Genomic DNA, 18642 nt, shown 5'->3' on the forward strand with positions numbered 1-18642 from the left:
AGGCCAGTGAGGTCGAGCTTAGAACGCTTCCGCCGGCAGTGCCATCAATGTGTCAGCGCCGCTCGAAATGCGGGCGAGATGGGCCGATGTCTCCGGCATGATCCGCTCCATGAAGAAGCGCCCCGTCACGATCTTGTTGTCGTAGAAGGATTGCGCGCCATTGGCGTCCGTCTTGCCAAGTGCCACCTTGGCCATCTGCGCCCACATATAGCCCAGAGCGACCAGGCCGAAGAGATGCATGTAGTCGGTCGAGGCGGCACCCGCATTGTCGGGCTTGGCCATGCCGTTCTGCACCAGCCACATGGTCGCCGCCTGCAAATCGTTGAGACCTTTCTTCAACGCCTTGGTGAACGGCGCCATCTTCTCGTTAGCGCGGTTCTCCTCGCAGAATTCGCCGACCTCCTTGAAGAAGGCCTGCACGGCGCGGCCGCCATGCAAACCAAGCTTGCGGCCGACGAGGTCGAGCGCCTGGATGCCATTGGCGCCTTCATAGATCATGGCGATGCGGGCATCGCGCACGAACTGGCTCATGCCGTGCTCTTCGATATAACCGTGACCGCCGAACACCTGCTGCGCCATGACGGCGTGGTCGAACCCTTTGTCGGTGAGCACGCCCTTGACCACCGGCGTCATCAGGCCGGTGTAGTCGTCGGCGGCCTGGCGATCCTTGTCATCGCCGGAGCGGTGGGCGATGTCGGACTTGATCGCCGTCCACAGCGCCAGCGCGCGGCCGGCCTCGTTGAAGGCTTTCATGGTCATCAGGCTGCGGCGGATGTCGGGATGGACGATGATCGGATCGGCCTTCTTGTCCGGCGACTTCGGCCCAGACAATGAGCGGCCCTGCAAACGGTCCTTGGCGTAGCCGACAGCGTTCTGATAGGCGATCTCCGACAGCGACAACCCCTGCAGGCCGACACCGAGGCGCGCCTCGTTCATCATCGTGAACATCGCCTTCAGGCCGCCATTGGGCTCGCCGAGCAGCGTGCCCTCAGCCTCGTCATAGTTCATGACGCAGGTCGAATTGCCGTGGATGCCCATCTTCTCCTCGATCGAGCCGCAGGAGACGGTGTTCCTGTTGCCCGGATTGCCCGACGGGTCGAGCTTGAGCTTCGGCACGATGAACAGCGAGATGCCCTTGACGCCTTCCGGCGCACCCTCGATGCGGGCCAGCACCAGATGGACGATGTTGTCCGACATGTCGTGTTCGCCGGCCGAGATGAAGATCTTCTGGCCTGAAATCTTATAGGTGCCATCGCCGTTCGGCACCGCTTTGGTCCGCAACAGGCCGAGATCCGTGCCGCAATGCGGCTCGGTCAGGTTCATGGTGCCGGTCCAGGCACCCTCGATCATCCTCGGCAACCATGTCGCCTTCTGCTCGTCGGTGCCGTGGGTGATGATTGCCGCGATCGCGCCCTGCGTCAGGCCCGGATACATCATCAAGGACATATTGGCCGAGACCATATATTCGGCGACGGCGGTGTGCACGGCATAGGGCAGGCCCTGACCGCCGAACTCGACGGGTGCGGCCAATCCCATCCAGCCGCCCTCGCGGTACTGGTCGAAGGCCTCCCTGAAGCCTTTCGGCGTGGTCACCGAGCCATCGTCGTGACGCACACAGCCTTCCATGTCGCCGACACGGTTCAGCGGATGCATGACGTTTTCGGCGAGCTTGGCGCCTTCGGCGAGGATCGCCTCGAGCACATCGGGCGTGGCGTCGGCAAATCCGGGAAGGTTCGAATAACGCTGATAACCCAGAACCTCGTTGAGCACGAACAGCGTATCCTGGACCGGAGCCCTGTATGTCGGCATGCTTTTTCTCCACCCTGCAAACCCGGTCCGAATGCCCCGAAGACAAGCCAGGGCGGCATGCGGACCCATATTGGGAGCGGGATAGCAAAAATTGACGTTTGCGTAAACGTCAATTTTCTTGATGCGACAAGATTCCCCGCCCCCTGGAGCAATGAGCGTAGCGGCGCGACGTTGCGCAAGCCAGCGCCGAAAGGCCATAAGAGTGGGCCAGGACAACGAAAAGCCGCGTGGCAGGCCACGCGGCTAGACAGAACTCGGACAATCAGCAGACGACTTGGTGTCTGGCGCAATTCCTGACGGAATTGCTTCAGCTGGCGGCGCTCGCCTGCGGCGCCGAACGCTCGCTCAGCATCTGGCGCACCGCCGACATCGAGCCGCTGAGCTCGTTGATGGCGTCGTCGATCAGCGCCCGTTGCTTCTGCAGGCGGGCAAGCTGCTTTTCCGACTTGTCCAGCGCAAGCTTGAGCTGCTTGGTGTTTGAACCGGTGGGATCGTAGAGATCCATCATCTGCTTGACGTCGCGCAGCGAGAATCCGACCTTGCGGCCAAGCAGGATCAGCTTGAGGCGGGCCTTGTCGCGGCGCGTGTAGAGACGGGTCGAACCGTCGCGCTGCGGGTTGAGCAGGCCCTTGTCTTCGTAGAAACGCAGCGTGCGCAGCGTCACTCCATATTTCTTCGCCATCTCGCCGATGCGGACGAGGTCCTCGCCGGCTTCGGCAGACATATTGGTATTGGCCGCGGTCTCGCCGGCCGAGATAAGCTTCATGGTCACTGGCTTTCCCCGTCTGGTGGCGTCGCGGTCCTGGACCGTGCGTCGCCTGACTGGAAGCGGGGGCCTGCTTCCAGTCGTGGTTTCAACAAACAAATCGCAAACATGCGCTCAATGCGCCTTTTACGTTTACGTCAATTCTATACCGATTGCCGCAGGATGACGCAAGGGCGTTCTGCGCCCCGCCCTTTATGCCGCACCGTCAGGCCAGCAGCCAACATCCTTTCGATTTCTTAAGTTTGGTTAACGCGTTGTTTACCACGTTGGGGGAAATGTGGGCGCGTCGGCTACCCGTGTTTATCCTGTATCGAATTTTTCACGGTTTTTCGGAGCGCGGGCGAGAGCCCGGGAAGCTCGTCTTCCGCCGCGGCATCGCCGCCGGTCGCCTTCGTTCCGATAGGGACCTGGGGGAACTGGCCGCGAGCCAGCCATTCTGAAAGACGGACGCACCGATGAACAGCAAGCGGTCCTATCTCGATACACTCAATGCCGGCAGGCAGCGCAGGCCGCAGACCACGCTCGATCAGTTGAACCAGTCGCTGGAGACACTGGAGCAGCGGCTGGAGCGGACGCGCGAGGATCCGATGGCACGTCCCGAACTCCGCCAACCCGATCCCCGCCAATATGGTGCCGATGCGCGCTACCCCGCCGCCCGGCCCTCTGGCCAGCAGCGCTGGTATGAGGACCCGCAGCTCGCGTCGCGTCCGAAGAGCCCGATGCAGGGAGCCGCCGCTTTCGAGCAGAATTACCAGGCCATTGCCCGCGATATCGATCGCGTGCGCGGCCAGGAGGATGGCGTTGCCATGGTCGGCAAGATCGCCGGCGAATTGCGCGGCATGCGCGAGGAATTGCGCCACCAGATGACCGCAGGCCTGCAGCGGGAATTCGAAGCGCTGCGCAAGGACATCGAGCGGGCCTTCCAGTCAGGCGCAAGGCCCGGTGCTTCGGCCAAGGGCAGTGCTGAACTCGGCCTTGAGTTCGAGCGTCTTTCGGGCGCCATCCAGACCCTGGCCGAGAAGAGCGACGACAGAAGCGTCAACATGCTGCGGCTCGAGCTCGAACAGGTCAAAGCCGCACTCGAAACGCTGGCACGCGAAGAGAGCGTGCAGAAGGTCGACCGCCGCTGGGACGATTTCGATCGCCGCTGGACGGCGTTCGAAGACCGCGTCGACGCCGACCAGCGCAAGCGCTTGGACGACCCGGGCCTGTCTGCTCTCACCGCCCGGCTCGAGCAGATCAGCAATGCCGTCAACAATTTGCCGGAATCGTTGTCGCTGCGCTCGCTGGAGGAGAAGGTGCGCACGCTTGCCGGCGCTGTCGACCATTTCGCCAGCCAGCAAGACAATCGCGGCAGCGACACGCTTGGCATGATCGACGAGCGGCTGGACGAGATTTCCCGCGCCATCGTGGCATCGACGGTCGCCGCGCAAGCCAATTCATTCGACCACGAGGCTTTCGAGCGCATAGAGAGACGGATCGACTCGCTTGCCGGCCAGATTCAAGAAGTGGCGCAGGATCGTCCCGGCAACGCGGTCATGGACCGGTTGAGCACGCTGTCGGGCCGGGTCGACGAACTCGCCGGCCGCGCCAATCTGCCGGAGCAGGCGATGGAGCGCCTGGCCAAGCAGATCGCATTCATCGCCGACAAGATCGACCAGGCACCCGCCATGCCTGACGCCGACTACATCTTCCATGGGCTGGAGCAACGCTTCGACGTGCTGTCGAGCATGATGGAACGCCGCCAGGGTGACGCCATCGAGCAGGGCAACATGCTGTTCCGCGATCTCGAGCGCAGGCTGGACGAGGTTGCTGACAGGCTCGACCAGCGCATGCCGCAGGTCGACAGCGTCGGCATCATGGAAGCCATCGATGCCCGCTTTACGGCGCTCGCCAAGCGCCTTGAAACGCGTGTGCCCGATCCCGCGGGCGAAGCGGCGATCCGCGGACTGGAGAGCCGGCTCGAAGACATTTCAAGCCGGCTGGACGCGTCGGCCGCACAGGTCGCCGGCATCGATCCGGCGTTGATCCGCAGCCTGGAAGCACAGGTTGCCGGCCTGTCGGCCCATCTTTCCAAGCCCAGCACCCCGCTGCCGGAATTCGAGGACATCAGCCCGCGTCTCAACGAAATTGAAAAGTCGCTCGCAGGAACCCGCGATTCCATCCTTGGCGCGGCGCGCGAAGCGGCCGAGAACGCAGTGCAATCGCTGGCCGGTTCGAGCGCCAATGCGACCGCGGTTTCCGGCCTCGCCCAGGATTTGAAGACGCTTGAAACGCTGACGCGGCGCTCCGACGAACGCAATTCGAGAACGTTCGAGGCCATCCACGATACGTTGCTCAAGATCGTCGACCGGCTGGGTTCGCTCGAACCCGGCGAGCCGGTCGAGGCGATGAGCGAATTGCTGGATGCGGCACCGGCCGAGCCGAGCAACTGGCGCGGCGTGCGCCGACCCAAAATGGCCGTCGACGCGCCGTCGATGGATATCGATCAGCCCCTGCCATTGACTGGGGTCATGGCAGATCTCGATGGCCGTGCCGCCGCCATCCTGCGCAATGAGCCGGGTGCACGCGGCGACCTGGGCATGCGTAGCGACCTCGGTATTGGTATTGGCACGCGCACGCCGGCCGAGGCTGCCGCGGCGGCGGCCATGGCCGCGCTCGGTTCGGACACGATCGCCGAGAAAGGCGGACAGGCCGGCGGCCGCAAATCGTTGTTCGGCGGGCTGGCCCGCGCCTTCAAGGGCAAGAAGGAGGCGGATATCCCGCCACTGGCCGGCTCAGCGCCGAGTGCCCCAATACCGAGCGTCGATCTCGACGAGCCGCTCGATCCGAAAATGGCCAACCGGCCGCTGGAGCCCGGCTCCGGCGCACCTGACCTCAATGCCATCATGAAGCGCGTGCGTGACGAGCGCGGCCAGCCGGCCAAGCCCAGCGACACCGATGCCGCGAAATCGGATTTCATCGCCGCTGCCCGGCGCGCGGCGCAGGCCGCGGCCGCCGAGGCCGATGCGCTGAAGCGCCAGTCGACGGTGACCGGACCGGTGAAGGCACTGCGGATCGGCGACCTGCTCAAGGCACGGCGCAAGCCGATCCTGATGGGGACAACCGCGATCCTGCTGGCGCTGGGCGCCCTGCAACTGGGCAAGGCCTTCTTCGCCGATCCGGCCCAGGTGGCGAGCAACGATGTCGTGCCAATCGTCGCCTCGCAGCCGATGCAAACCGCCTCGCTCGATGCCGCGAGCCAGCCAAAGACGGACGCGCAGCCCGCGGCAGTGGAAAGCGCGCCGGACCATGCCGTCAGACAGGCCGAGCCATCCGCACCGGCAACCAAGGACGACATGGCCGCGCAAAGAATGATTGCCATGCCGTCAGGCGCCGAGCCGTCGATGGGTGCCGCGCCGATCGCAGAACCGGTTCCCGCCCCCGTCGCCTTGGCTACATCGGCCGATGCAAACCCAGCGGTGTCCGAGACGACGACAGCCTCGCCTGCGCCGGCCTCGACCGTTCCGGTCGCCGCCGAACCTGCCGATACCGATACCGCCACCGGCATCCAGCCTATGGCGACAGAGCCGACCACCGCCAAGGACACCACGGGCGCGGTTCCGCCGGTGGACGCTTCGCCGGCGACGACGGCAAAATTCGACATTCCCGCTGACGCCGGCCCGGCCGCCTTGCGTGATGCCGCTGCCAGCGGCGACGCCAAGGCGCTGTTCGAAATCGGCTCGCGCTATGCCGAGTCGCGCGGCGTCAAGGAAGACATGGCGGCAGCGGCCAAATGGTACGAGAAATCGGCGGAACTCGGCTTCGCGCCGGCCGAATACCGTATCGGAAATTTCTACGAAAAGGGCATCGGCGTCGCGCGTGACATCAAGAAGGCGAAGACCTGGTACCAGCTTTCCGCGGCACAGGGCAACGCCAGCGGCATGCACAATCTGGCCGTGCTGTTTGCCATGGCGGCTGACGGCGTGACCGACAATGAATCGGCCGCGCACTGGTTCCAGGCGGCGGCCGACGTCGGCGTCAAGGACAGCCAGTTCAATCTCGGCATCCTCGCCGCCAAGGGCGTCGGCATGAAGCAGAACCTCGAGGAGTCCTACAAATGGTTCGCGCTCGTCGCCAAGACAGGCGACAAGGATGCGGCGGCCAAGCGTGACGAGATCGCCAATGCGCTGCGGCCCGAGCAGCTCGAGCGCGCCCGCGCCGCGACCGAGTTGTGGAAGGCCAAGCCGCTGGATGCGGCAGCCAATTCGGCCGACATTCCCGAGTCCTGGCAGGACGGCGCGCCGCAGACGACCGCCAGCATCGACATGAAGAAGGCCGTCCAGAACATCCAGCGCATTCTCAACAAGAACGGCTACGACGCCGGCGGCGCCGACGGCAAGATGGGCCAGAAGACGAAGACCGCGATCATGGCTTTCCAGACCGACAACAAGATGGCGGCGACCGGCGAAGTCGACGAAAACCTGGTCAAGGCACTGCTGGCGCGCAAATAACGGCAGAGGCGTCGTTTCCACGACGCCCTTGCCACACATTCGCCTGTTAACTGATTGAGATGTTTTTTGTTTCGGCGGCGTAGCGCGGTTTGACTTCGCAGCACCTCCGGCGCAAGAACGAATTGGCTTGTCGGTCCAAGATGCCCGCAACGGTTGCATTCGCCGACAGGCAGAACTGATCGAGACTGACGGGTGGGCATCTATCTCCCGATCGCGGAAATTTCCGTCAATATCTTCGTCCTGCTGGCGATGGGCGCGGCGGTGGGTTTCTTGTCGGGCATGTTCGGCGTCGGCGGCGGCTTCCTCATCACGCCGCTCTTGATCTTCTACAACATACCCCCGGCGATCGCGGTCGCCACCGGCGCCAACCAGGTCATTGCCTCCTCCGTCTCCGGCGTCCTTTCGCACATGAAGCGAGGGACGCTCGACTTCAAGCTCGGCGGGGTGTTGCTGGCCGGCGGCATTGTCGGTTCCACTGGCGGCATCTACGTCTTCGCCTTCCTGCGCAGGCTCGGCCAGCTCGACCTGTTCATCTCGTTGCTCTACGTCGTGCTGCTCGGCACCGTCGGCGGGCTGATGCTGGTCGAAAGCGTCAATGCGCTGCGCGCCACGCGCAGCGGCGCGGCGCCGGTGCTGAAGAAATCCGGCCAGCACAACTGGATCCACCGCTTGCCGCTGAAGATGCGCTTCAGGGCGTCAAAACTGTTCGTCAGCGTCATCCCCGTCCTTGGCCTTGGCGCCGGCATCGGCTTCCTGTCGTCTATCATGGGCGTCGGCGGCGGCTTCATCATGGTGCCGGCACTGATCTATCTGCTGAAAGTGCCGACCAACGTCGTCATCGGCACCTCGCTGTTCCAGATCATCTTCACCTCCGCCTATACGACGCTGGTCCACGCCACCACCAACCAGACGGTCGACGTCGTGCTGGCGTTCCTGCTGATGGCGGGCGGCGTCGCCGGCGCGCAGTATGGCGCCAAGGCCGGCCAGAGGCTGCGAGGCGAGCAGCTCAGGGCCTTGCTGGCGCTGCTGGTGCTGGCGGTGGCGATACGATTGGCGATCGATCTTTTCGTCACACCGCCCAACCTCTATTCGCTTTCTGCCGCGGGCCTCAACTGATGAGGGCTCGCAACACATTCGCAACCGCCATTGTCCTGTCGCTGCTTGCGGCCGCCGTGCCGGCGAAGGCACAGGTCCCGCTGACCGAAGGCATCCAGATCGGTCTCTCCACCGACAACGTCTCGATCACCGCCGGTTTTTCTGGTGCCGATCTGACCATCTTCGGTTCGCTGGAGAACCCGGATCCACTCGTCGCGCGCCAGGGCCGCTACGACGTCATCGTCGTGCTCGAAGGTCCGCCCAAACCGGTGGTGGTGCGCCGCAAGGACAGGGTGCTCGGCGTCTGGGTCAATCTGGACTCTGAGACCTTCGAAAACGTGCCCGTCTCCTATTCGGTGGCGACGACGCGGCCGCTGCAGGACATCACCGAACCCAACAGCTACAAGCAGCTGTCGCTCGGCGCCTCCAACCTCTACATGCAGCCCGCCGATGCCGGCGACAGCCCGGCGACGATCGAGGAGTTCACGGCGGCACTGCGGGAGCGCAAGTCGGCTACCGGGCTCTACAGCGAGAATGTCGGCGGCGTGCAATTCCTGTCGCAGAACCTTTTCCGCGCCACAGTGAGGCTGGCGCCAAATGTGCCGGTTGGAACCCACAAAGCCCGCGCGTTCCTGTTCAAGAGCGGTCTGTTCATCAAGGAAAGCTCGGCCCAGCTCGAAATCCGCAAATCCGGTTTCGAGCAGTCGATCTTCCGTGTCGCCCACAATTATTCCTTCCTCTACGGCGTCTTCGCGATATCGCTGGCCATGCTGACCGGCTGGCTCGGAAGGCTGATCTTCCGGCGAGATTAGCATTTTCCCCGAAAAGTGGTTTCCCTTTGCCGAGGCATGCGGTAGACCGCGCTCCCCAGCCAAATGGCAGACACAAACAATTCGGTTCGGCAGAGCAGCCCGTCCCCGGACAGCGCGCGATTTCTCATGGCGCCTGTCGGCTCGCCGACGACAAATGCAGGAACTTGTCATGCGACCAGCCTTCGGCGGCATCGACTTCGGCACTTCGAACTCCACCGTGGGCGTGGTCCGCAACGGGCAGCCGCGCCTCGTCGCGCTGGAGAACGGCCAGGTCACGCTGCCCAGTGCCGTGTTCTTCAACTTCGAGGACAACCGCACCTGCTTTGGCCGCCAGGCCATCGCCAATTACACCGACAGCATCGAAGGCCGGCTGATGCGTTCGCTGAAGAGCGTGCTCGGCAGTTCGCTGGCCCATGAAAAGACCCGCATCAAATCGCGGTCGATCGGCTTCATGGAGATCGTCGGCATGTTCCTTGGCCATCTCAAGAAGAGGCTGGAAGCCGATGCCGGCGATACGGTCGAGACCGTCGTTCTTGGCCGGCCGGTGCAATTCGTCGATGACGATGCCGAGGCCGACGCGAAGGCGCAAAGCGAACTCGAGAACGCCGCGCGTGCCCAGGGCTTCAAGCACATCGCTTTCCAGTTCGAGCCGATCGCGGCGGCGCTCGACTACGAGCAGAAGGTGACACGCGAGGAGCTGGCGCTGATCATCGATATGGGCGGCGGCACGTCGGACTTCTCGATCGTGCGCGTCTCGCCGCAGCGCTCCCGTTCGCTCGACCGCAAGGACGACATCCTGGCCAGCCGGGGCGTCCATATCGGCGGCACGGATTTCGACCGGCTGCTGAGCATCGCCCATGTCATGCCGCAACTCGGCTATTTGACGCCGACCAAGGACGGCAAGCGCAACCTGCCGGCAAGCTATTTCATAGACCTCGCCACATGGCAGCGCATCAACCTGGTCTACACCGCCAAGGCGATGACGCATCTGCGCCAGATCCGCTACGAGGCCGAGCGCGCCGACCTGGTCGACCGTTTCATCCACGTCGTCGAACACCGCTACGGACACGCGCTGGCCGCACGTGTCGAGAAGGCCAAGATAGAGCTGACCGACAGGTCATCCGCAGAGGTCGCTGTGAAGCTGCCGGGTGCGGAGTTCACCGCCGAAATCACGCGCAGCGGGCTCGACGCGACGATTGCCAGGGACATCGAGCGGGTCACCGCAACGGTCGGGCAGACTATCAGGGACGCTGAGGTGAAGCCGTCCGACATCACCGCGGTGTTCCTGACCGGCGGATCGACCGCGATCCCGCTGGCCAAACGAGAGATCCTGTCGCTGGTGCCGCAGGCATCCGTCATCGAAGGCGACATGTTCGGCTCGGTCGGACTTGGCCTGGCGCTGGATGCGCAACGCAAGTTCGGCTGAGGCTTTCTTCGAGCGGTCCAGCTTTTCAGAGATTACTGATCCGCTTTAGGCCAGGTCGTGTACCCATAACCTTCGGCGTGATGCGATGAAGATCACGTCCGCTTTGCGCCGATAGCGACCAAGCTCGTGCGCCAGCGCGATATGTCGCAATGGGCCAGAAGCTGTCGTGGGGCCGCCGTGACAGATGCCTACCCGCGTGTCGTCAAAGTCGAGAGCTGGTCAGTATCGTAGCGGTTCCGCAGCTCAGCGAGGGCTTTTGGGTCCGGCGCACCCTGCGCCGCGAGTTTGGCAAGTTCTTCGAAGTAGCGTTCGTGGCCAGGCGGAGAGACGGTCATCAGCACGCGGGCGGGTCTCTCACTGACATTCGTGATGTCGTGCGGCACTCCCGGTGGAATGAACAGATAGGTTCCGGGCGTTGCGCGAACCGTCTTGTCGCCGACATGCCACGCACACTCGCCTTCGAGCAGGTAGAACGTCTCTTCCTGCACACGGTGAACATGCCGTCCGGTGGCGAATCCCGCTGGGATCGTCCAGTCGAACATGCTCGTGTGCTTGGTGTTTTCGCCGGTGACGAGGAAGACCATAGGTTGACCACGCAGCATGATCCCCTTCTTCTCGTCGGGCATGCGAATAATGGCATTGGCACTCATAGGATCCTCCTTTGACTGGGTGCTTACTTCCGGCAAGCACCTGTGCAACATTGGCCGTCGATGCCGGGAAAGTCGTGAATTCGTTCCCAAAAATTTGCTAAAAGCGTTGGATGACAATCGGAGGCGACCTTTATCAGTTTGGCCCGTTCCGTCTCGATCAGGTGGCGGGCATTTTGTATCACGGCGCCGAGCCGACCATGCTTGGGCAACGCGCCGTTTCGCTTCTGCGTTTGCTGCTCCAAAACGCGGGCGTACCGGTATCCAAAGACGCGCTGGTCGAAGCCGGCTGGGGCAAATTGGCGGTTGCCGACAACAACCTGACGGTCCAGATCGCGGCCTTGCGCCGGGTATTGGCCGACGCAGCGGATGCTGAGAGCTGGATCGAAACACTGCCGCGCCGAGGCTATCGCTATGTAGGACCGGCTGTTGCGACGAATGTCCCCGATCGTTTTGCAGCCGCCCGCACCGCGTCGGCGCCGACCTTGCCTGAGAAGCCTTCCGTCGCGGTCCTGCCGTTCTCGAATTTGAGCGGAGATCCGCAACAGGAGTACTTCGCCGATGGAATGGTCGATGACATCATCACCGGCCTGGCACGCATAAAATGGCTTTTCGTTATCGCGCGAAACTCGACCTTCGCTTACAAAGGCCGCGCCGTGGACGTGAAGCAGGTCGGCAGCGAGCTTGGCGTACGATATGTCCTCGAAGGCAGCGTGCGCAAAGCTGGCGGTAGTGTGCGCGTAACCGCTCAGATGATCGATGCATCGACCGGCGCGCACGTGTGGGCCGAGCGCTACGACCGCAGTTCGGAGGACATTTTCGCGCTTCAGGACGAAATCGCGCTATCAGCGGTGGGCGCGATTGCTCCAAGCTTGCGAAAAGCGGAAATTGAACGTGTCAGGCGGAAGCGCCCAGAGAGTCTCGACGCATACGATCTCGTGCTTCAAGCCCAGCCTGATGTCGATACAGGTATGCCGGAACAAGTTACGAGAGCACTGGCGCTTCTTGAGCGTGCCATCGCACTCGAGCCTGCCTATGCCCTTGCGCATGGCAATGCAGCAATGTGTCATCATTGTTTGTTCCTTCGTGCCGGGCTGCAGGAATTCAACCGTGCGGCTTCGATCCGGCACGCCCGATTGGCCATTGTCCATGGACAAGACGATGCACTCGCTCTGACATGGGCAGGGTTTTCGATCGGCATGGACGCGCATGATCGCGCCGCTGCATTCACGGCATTAGACGCAGCCCTCGCCATTAGCCCGTCATCGGCGCTGACTTACATTCTTGGCAGCGTCGTTCTCGGATGGGCCGGCGAAGCAGAGCGCGCGATAGAATGGAGCGAGAAGGGTATCCGGCTAAGCCCGTTCGATTCGTGGGCTTGGGCCGCGTTTGACGCCCAAGCAATGAGCCATTTGCTGCGCGGGCGTTACGAAGAAGCTTGTCGCGCAGCCTACAAGTCCGTTCAAGCCAATCCGGCACACAGCATCACCTACGTGCAACTGACCGCTGCGCTCGCCAAACTCGGCCGGCTGGACGAAGCGAGGGCCGCCGCCGCGCGCGTGCGCGAGCTTCAGCCGGGCTTCCGCTACAGGCGCCAATTTGCTGGCGTGCGCTGTGCGCCAGCGCTCGCGGAGACTCTGGGAAGCGCGCTGCGGGACGCCGGATTGCCAGAGTGACGGCTGAGCGTCGAGGCGGACAGCGCTAGCGAGCCCATCTGGGGAGGAAGGTCGTGGTGAGGCGTTTCAATCAGCCACTCGATACAAAGTACCAAGACCTCCGAGCCAACGGCAAAGCCGCAAACTCTGATACTCTAGCCCGCCGACGGGGCATCCGCCTTGCCGTCGAGATGCGCCTTAAGCGCCATCTGGGCTAGGTTTGCTTGGCGATCGCGATGGGTGATCATGGCGAAGTCGCGTTTCGGCAATTCGAGCGGCACCGATCTCAGACTGCCTTCGGCCACGGCGCGGGCCACGACAAGCTCCGAAATGATGGTGGCGCCGGCTCCCGCCTCGACCGCCTGGCGAATGGCCTCATTGCTCGGCAGCACCAGGAATATCTGCAAGTCGGCGAGCGAAATGCCTTCGTGGCGTGCCAGATCCTCCAGCACCTCGCGCGTACCCGAACCACCCTCGCGGATGATCCAGCGCAGGCCCTTGATGTCAGGGCGGCCGGGCGCGACTTCGGGGATCTCCGGATGCGCGCTGGCAACCACCAGCATCAGCTTGTCGACGTCGACCTTGGTGCGGCGCAGGATATCGGACTCGGTGCGGCCTTCGACCAGGCCCAGATCCGCCGCGCCATCGAGGACATTGGCCTCGACCTGCCTGGTGTTGCCGATGGAGACGCTCAGCCTGACGGCCGGATAGGCTTCGTGGAAGGAAGCCAGCCGGCGCGGCAGCCAGTAGCTGGCGATGGTCTGGCTGGCGGCGATCGAGAGGCTGCCGGTGACGGTCTGCGAGACATGCTCCAGCACATTGCGGGCAGCGGCGGCCCGTTCGAGCACGGCCTTGGCCTCGGGCAGGAACCGATGGCCGGTCTGGGCAAGCTCGATGTTGCGGCCGACGCGGTTGAACAGGTGGACGCCGTGCTGTTCTTCAAGCGCCCGGATGGCCGCCGATGCCGCCGACTGCGAAATGCCCAGCAGTTCCGCCGCCTTGGTCATATGGCCGCGCTCGGCGACGGCGACGAAAATCCGCAACTGGTCCAGGGTCATGTCCGCATTAAGAACCAATATCGATCGAATTTACAAGAACAACTGATTAGACAGATCGATAGCTTTATTCTAAGTTTTCCGGCGAAGTTAGAAAAAATTCGCCGAAAGATCGCAGGGAGCAGAATGATCGGGCGTTTCAGATCCCTGCTTGCGCATTGGATCCGCGGCATAAGGCGGCGGCTTGCCGGTGATCGCTACCACCCGGAAGAGCATTACATGCGCGGCCCCGGACCGAAGACGCGGGCCAAATCCATGCGCCGTACAGGCGCCACCGGATCATGATGCAGGAACCGCCGCGCGGCGCGAATTCGGCACCATCGCAACGCCCGCTTGCCGACACGCGAGCGCCCGATGAAGGCGACGGCGTCGACAGCTCGCCTGCCGTTTCCGACAGCATCGCCAAGACGACCTGCTACATGTGCGCCTGCCGCTGCGGAATCGATGTACACATCAAGGATGGCAAGGTCCGCTACATCAACGGCAACAAGGACCACCCGGTCAATCGCGGCGTGATCTGCGGCAAGGGCAGCTCCGGCATCATGCAGCATTACAGCCCGGCAAGGCTGAAGAAGCCATTGCTGCGCGCCGGCCCGCGCGGCTCCGGCGAGTTCCGCGAGATCGAGTGGGAGGAGGCGTTTTCTATCGCTACGGAACGGCTGTCGAACATCCGCCGGACCGACCCCAGGAAACTCGCCTTCTTCACCGGCCGCGACCAGTCGCAGTCGCTGACCGGCTGGTGGGCGAGCCAGTTCGGTACGCCGAACTTCGCCGCCCATGGCGGCTTCTGTTCGGTCAACATGGCGGCCGGCGGCCTCTATACGATCGGCGGTTCGTTCTGGGAGTTCGGCGAGCCCGACTGGGACAACACCCGGTATTTCATGCTGTTCGGTGTCGCCGAGGATCACGATTCCAACCCGATCAAGATCGGTCTCGGCAAGCTCAAGGCGCGCGGCGCCAGGGTCGTCTCGATCAATCCGTGCCGCACCGGCTACAATGCCATTGCCGATGACTGGATCGGCATCCGACCCGGAACAGACGGCCTGTTCGTGTTCGCCCTCATCCACGAATTGCTCAAGGCGGGTCGCGTCGATCTCGAGTATCTGCTGCGCTACACCAATGCCCATGTTCTCGTCGTGCAGGAGCCAGGTGCTGCCGATGACGGGCTGTTCGTGCGCGACGCCGACGGCAATCCGCTGGCTTGGAACAGAGTGGCCAAAACACCGGTCAGCGCCGCCGATGCCGGTGCGAAACCGGCGCTGACCGGCAGCTTCACGATCGGCGGGCGCCGCTGCGTCCCGGTGTTCCAGCTGATCGCCGACCGCTACCTCGATGAGAGTTACGCACCGGACTCGGTCGCCGAGCGCTGCGGCATTGCCGCCGACACGATCCGCAGGATCGCCGCCGAACTCGCCCATGTCGCCTTCGAACAGACGATCGAATTGCCGATCGCCTGGACCGACTGGGCCGGGCGCCGCCACGAGACGATCAAGGGGCGGCCTGTCTCGATGCACGCCATGCGCGGCATCTCGGCCCATTCGAACGGTTTTCACACCTGCCGCGCCATCCATCTCCTTCAGGTGCTGTTGGGCACGGTGGATGTCCCCGGCGGCTTCCGCTTCAAGCCGCCCTACCCCCGATCCGCGCCGCCCGGACCGAAGCCGGCGGGCAAGACCGTCAAGCCGATGACGCCGCTCGACGGCATGCCGCTCGGCTTCGTCTGCGGGCCGGACGATTTGCTGGTCGACGAGGCCGGCACGCCGCTTCGCATCGACAAGGCCTATTCGTGGGACGCGCCGCTGGCCGCGCACGGCCTGATGCACACCGTCATCCGCAACGCCTGGGCAGGCGATCCCTACAAGATCGACACGCTGATGATGTACATGTCGAACATGGCGTGGAATTCCTCGATGAACACCGTCGAGACCATGGCGATGCTGACCGACAGCGACGAAGCGGGCAACTACAAGATCCCTTTCATCATCTATTCCGACGCCTATTATTCCGAGACCGTGCCGTTCGCCGATCTGGTGCTGCCGGACACGACCTATCTCGAGCGCCACGACTGCATCAGCCTGCTCGACCGGCCGATCAGTCATGCCGACGGACCGGGCGACGCCATCCGCCATCCCGTCATCGAGCCCGACCGCGACGTCCGGCCGTTCCAGTCGGTGCTGATCGAACTCGGCGCCCGGCTCGGCCTGCCTGGTTTCGTCGATGAGGACGGCTCGGCCAGATACCGCGACTATGCCGACTACATCGTCAACCATGAGCGCACGCCCGGCATCGGCCCGCTCGCCGGCTGGCGCGGCAAGGATGGGACCTCGACCGGCAGGGGTGAGGCCAACCCGGACCAGTTGCAGCGCTACATCGACAATGGCGGCTTCTGGCATCATGATTTCGCGGACGACCAGCGCTATTACAAGATGGCCAACCGCTCCTATCTCGACTTCGCAGTGCAGATGGGTTTTATCCCGAAAGCCGAACCGATCGTTTTCCAGCTCTACTCGGAGCCTATGCAGCGCTTCAGGCTCGCCGCGCGTGGCCATGGCCGTGTGGTGCCGCCGAAAGGCGATCGCCGGCGCATCGAGACCTACATGGACCCGCTGCCGTTCTGGCACATGCCCTTAGAGGAAGCGGTCGTCGACCTCGAAAAATATCCGCTGCATGCGCTGACACAGCGGCCGATGCACATGTACCATTCCTGGGGTTCGCAGAATGCGTGGCTGAGGCAGATCACCAGCCAGAACCGGCTGTTCGTGCATCACCGGACGGCAGCCGGTCTTGGCCTTGTCGATGACGACTGGGTGTGGGTCGAAAGCATCAACGGCAGAGTGAAGGGGCAGATCAAGCTGATCGACGGGGTGAACGAAAGCACGGTCTGGACCTGGAACGCCATCGGCAAAAGGCGCGGCAGCTGGGGGCTGAAGGACGACGCGGCCGAGAGCAACCGTGGCTTCCTGCTCAACCATATCATCGGCGACCAGACCTCGGCCGACGCGCAGGGCAAACGCTATTCGAATTCCGATCCGGTGACGGGCCAGGCTGCGTGGTTCGACCTGCGCGTGCGCATCGTCAAATGCGCAGCCGAAGAAGCCGGGTTCACCGAGCCGCAGTTCGAGCGTTTCCTGCAGCCGCCGCATTTCGAACCCTCGCCCGACAGACTGACTTTCGGCGCCGAATTCCGCAGGGCGAGAGAGGCGACCAAATGACCTGTCTGCCAAGTCAAAGCGACAAGAAACTCGGCCTTGTGATCGACCTCGATACCTGCGTCGGCTGCCAGGCCTGTGTCACCGCCTGCAAGGAATGGAACACCGGCGGCCACATGGCGCCGCTGACCGACATCGATCCCTATGGCGGCCATGTCGACGGCGTCTGGTTCAACCGCGTGCACAGCTATGAGCACACCACCGAGATGGGCGGACGGACGGTGAACTTTCCGCGCTCCTGCCTGCATTGCGAGACGCCGGCCTGCGTCACCGTCTGCCCGACTGGCGCCTCCTACAAGCGGGCTTCGGACGGCATCGTGCTGATCGACGAGGACAAGTGCATCGGCTGCAAATTGTGCAGTTGGGCCTGTCCTTATGGAGCACGCGAATTCGACACCGATGTCGGGGTGATGAAGAAATGCACGCTGTGTGTCGACCGCATCTACAATGACAATCTGGCCGAAGAAGACCGCGTGCCGGCCTGCGTCGCCGCTTGCCCGACCAGTGCCCGGCATTTCGGCGATCTCGGCGATCCCCTGTCGGCTGTTTCGCAACTGGTGGCGGAGCGTGGCGGCGTCGACCTGATGCCTGAGCTCGGCTATCGCCCGACCAACAAATATTTGCCGCCGCGCGCCCACACCGCGCGCGCCGCATCGGTGGCCGCGCCGGCATTGGAACCGGTGCGGGCCGAAGGCGGTTTCCTCGGCTGGGTCGACCGCATGCTTTCGAACTGACCCATGCATCCAGCCTTCTCCGTCGTCTTCTTCACCACCTCCACCGGTGCCGGCTATGGACTGCTGGCGCTGCTCGGCGTGCTCGGGGGCTTCCAGATCATCCCACCCGATTTCTGGCTGGGCTTCATCGGCATGGGCCTGGCGCTCGGCCTGATCGTGGCCGGCCTGTTGTCCTCGACCGGCCACCTCGGCAGACCCGAACGCGCCTGGCGGGCGTTCTCACAATGGCGCAGTTCATGGCTGTCGCGCGAAGGTGTTGCCTCGGTCATCACCTTCATTCCGGCGGGACTGTTCGGCATCGGTTGGATATTCTTCGGCAAGACCGATGGCTGGGTCGGCATCGCCGGATCTCTGGCCACCATCGGCGCAATCATCACCGTCTGCACCACCGGCATGATCTATGCGTCGCTGAAGCCGATCGCCCAATGGCATAGCCGCTTCACCCTGCCCGGCTATGTCATCTTCTCGGCAATGACCGGCAGCGTGCTGCTGAACGCGCTGCTGCAGGGCTTTGCCTTCGGTTCGAAGATGCTTCTGGCGGCTTGCCTGCTGCTGACCTTGATCGGCTGGGGCTGGAAAGTGGCGACCTGGCGCTACAACGACCGATTGGAGATCGCGACCACCGCCAACACCGCGACCGGGCTGGCGGGAGGTACGGTGCGGTCGCTGGAATGGCCGCATACCGAAGAGAATTATCTGCTCAAGGAAATGGGTTTCCGCATCGCGCGCAAGCACAGCGCGCGGCTGCGCCAGATCACGCAGCTTCTGGCCTTCGCGTTGCCCTTGGGGCTGCTCGCCATTGTGTTCGCCCTGCCCTGGCCGCCGGCAGCGTTGCTGTCGGTACTCGCTGCTGCAATCCAGTTCGCCGGCATGCTGGTCGAGCGCTGGCTGTTTTTTGCAGAGGCGAAGCACACGGTTACGCTCTATTACGGCAGGTAGGG

The 18642-nt window shown here is 63.4% G+C and carries 12 protein-coding genes; 8 read left to right on the forward strand and 4 right to left on the reverse strand.

Annotation, left to right across the window (positions count from 1 at the left end; genetic code table 11):
• Window positions 1-18: 18 nt before the first annotated feature.
• Together M729_RS0112405 and M729_RS0112410 are read right to left on the reverse strand one after the other, a co-directional pair.
• Window positions 19-1809 carry an acyl-CoA dehydrogenase gene (locus M729_RS0112405; RefSeq protein ID WP_027161731.1) on the reverse strand — a complete coding sequence of 597 codons (1791 nt, stop codon included), beginning with the start codon at window positions 1807-1809 and terminating at the stop codon, window positions 19-21.
• A 307-nt stretch (window positions 1810-2116) separates the two neighbouring features.
• Entirely contained in the window at window positions 2117-2575 is a 459-nt protein-coding gene (locus M729_RS0112410) for a MerR family DNA-binding transcriptional regulator (protein ID WP_013533661.1), read from the reverse strand.
• A gap of 455 nt (window positions 2576-3030) precedes the next feature.
• Between M729_RS0112410 and M729_RS0112420 the strand changes: the two genes are divergently transcribed.
• The 4 genes from M729_RS0112420 (at window position 3031) to M729_RS0112435 (ending at window position 10401) form a co-directional block, all read left to right on the forward strand.
• Window positions 3031-7068, forward strand: coding sequence for a peptidoglycan-binding protein (locus M729_RS0112420; RefSeq protein WP_027161733.1), 4038 nt, complete (start codon window positions 3031-3033; stop codon window positions 7066-7068).
• 192 nt (window positions 7069-7260) lie between these two features.
• Window positions 7261-8184: a sulfite exporter TauE/SafE family protein gene (locus tag M729_RS0112425; protein WP_023811359.1), complete on the forward strand. Its 924-nt coding sequence runs from the start codon at window positions 7261-7263 to the stop codon at window positions 8182-8184.
• Window positions 8184-8975, forward strand: a complete 792-nt coding sequence (locus M729_RS0112430; protein WP_027161734.1) for a TIGR02186 family protein — start codon at window positions 8184-8186, stop codon at window positions 8973-8975. Before M729_RS0112425 ends, M729_RS0112430 begins: the two co-directional genes overlap by 1 nt.
• A gap of 169 nt (window positions 8976-9144) precedes the next feature.
• Complete coding sequence (locus M729_RS0112435) at window positions 9145-10401, forward strand: Hsp70 family protein (RefSeq protein WP_027161735.1); 1257 nt, start codon at window positions 9145-9147, stop codon at window positions 10399-10401.
• A gap of 188 nt (window positions 10402-10589) precedes the next feature.
• On the opposite strand, the gene M729_RS0112440 is transcribed toward M729_RS0112435, so the two are convergent.
• Window positions 10590-11051: a cupin domain-containing protein gene (locus M729_RS0112440; RefSeq protein WP_013533666.1), complete on the reverse strand. Its 462-nt coding sequence runs from the start codon at window positions 11049-11051 to the stop codon at window positions 10590-10592.
• Between the two features lie 110 nt (window positions 11052-11161).
• Between M729_RS0112440 and M729_RS0112445 the strand changes: the two genes are divergently transcribed.
• Window positions 11162-12724: a winged helix-turn-helix domain-containing tetratricopeptide repeat protein gene (locus M729_RS0112445; protein ID WP_027161736.1), complete on the forward strand. Its 1563-nt coding sequence runs from the start codon at window positions 11162-11164 to the stop codon at window positions 12722-12724.
• Window positions 12725-12858: 134 nt separating this feature from the next.
• Here the strand turns inward: M729_RS0112445 and M729_RS0112450 are convergent, their stop codons facing one another.
• Complete coding sequence (locus M729_RS0112450; RefSeq protein ID WP_027161737.1) at window positions 12859-13761, reverse strand: LysR family transcriptional regulator; 903 nt, start codon at window positions 13759-13761, stop codon at window positions 12859-12861.
• Window positions 13762-14039: 278 nt separating this feature from the next.
• Here M729_RS0112450 and M729_RS0112460 point away from each other — a divergent pair, with 278 nt between their 5' ends.
• From M729_RS0112460 to M729_RS0112470, 3 genes are read left to right on the forward strand one after another with little or no spacing between them, the layout of a single operon-like run.
• A complete protein-coding gene (locus M729_RS0112460; protein WP_027161738.1) occupies window positions 14040-16970 on the forward strand; it encodes a molybdopterin oxidoreductase family protein in 2931 nt (976 codons plus the stop codon).
• Window positions 16967-17701, forward strand: a complete 735-nt coding sequence (locus M729_RS0112465; protein WP_027161739.1) for a 4Fe-4S dicluster domain-containing protein — start codon at window positions 16967-16969, stop codon at window positions 17699-17701. Before M729_RS0112460 ends, M729_RS0112465 begins: the two co-directional genes overlap by 4 nt.
• A 3-nt stretch (window positions 17702-17704) precedes the next feature.
• Window positions 17705-18640, forward strand: coding sequence for a DmsC/YnfH family molybdoenzyme membrane anchor subunit (locus tag M729_RS0112470; protein WP_027161740.1), 936 nt, complete (start codon window positions 17705-17707; stop codon window positions 18638-18640).
• Window positions 18641-18642 lie beyond the last annotated feature (2 nt).

Source organism: Mesorhizobium sp. WSM1293, from assembly GCF_000513875.1.
Classification (GTDB): domain Bacteria; phylum Pseudomonadota; class Alphaproteobacteria; order Rhizobiales; family Rhizobiaceae; genus Mesorhizobium; species Mesorhizobium ciceri.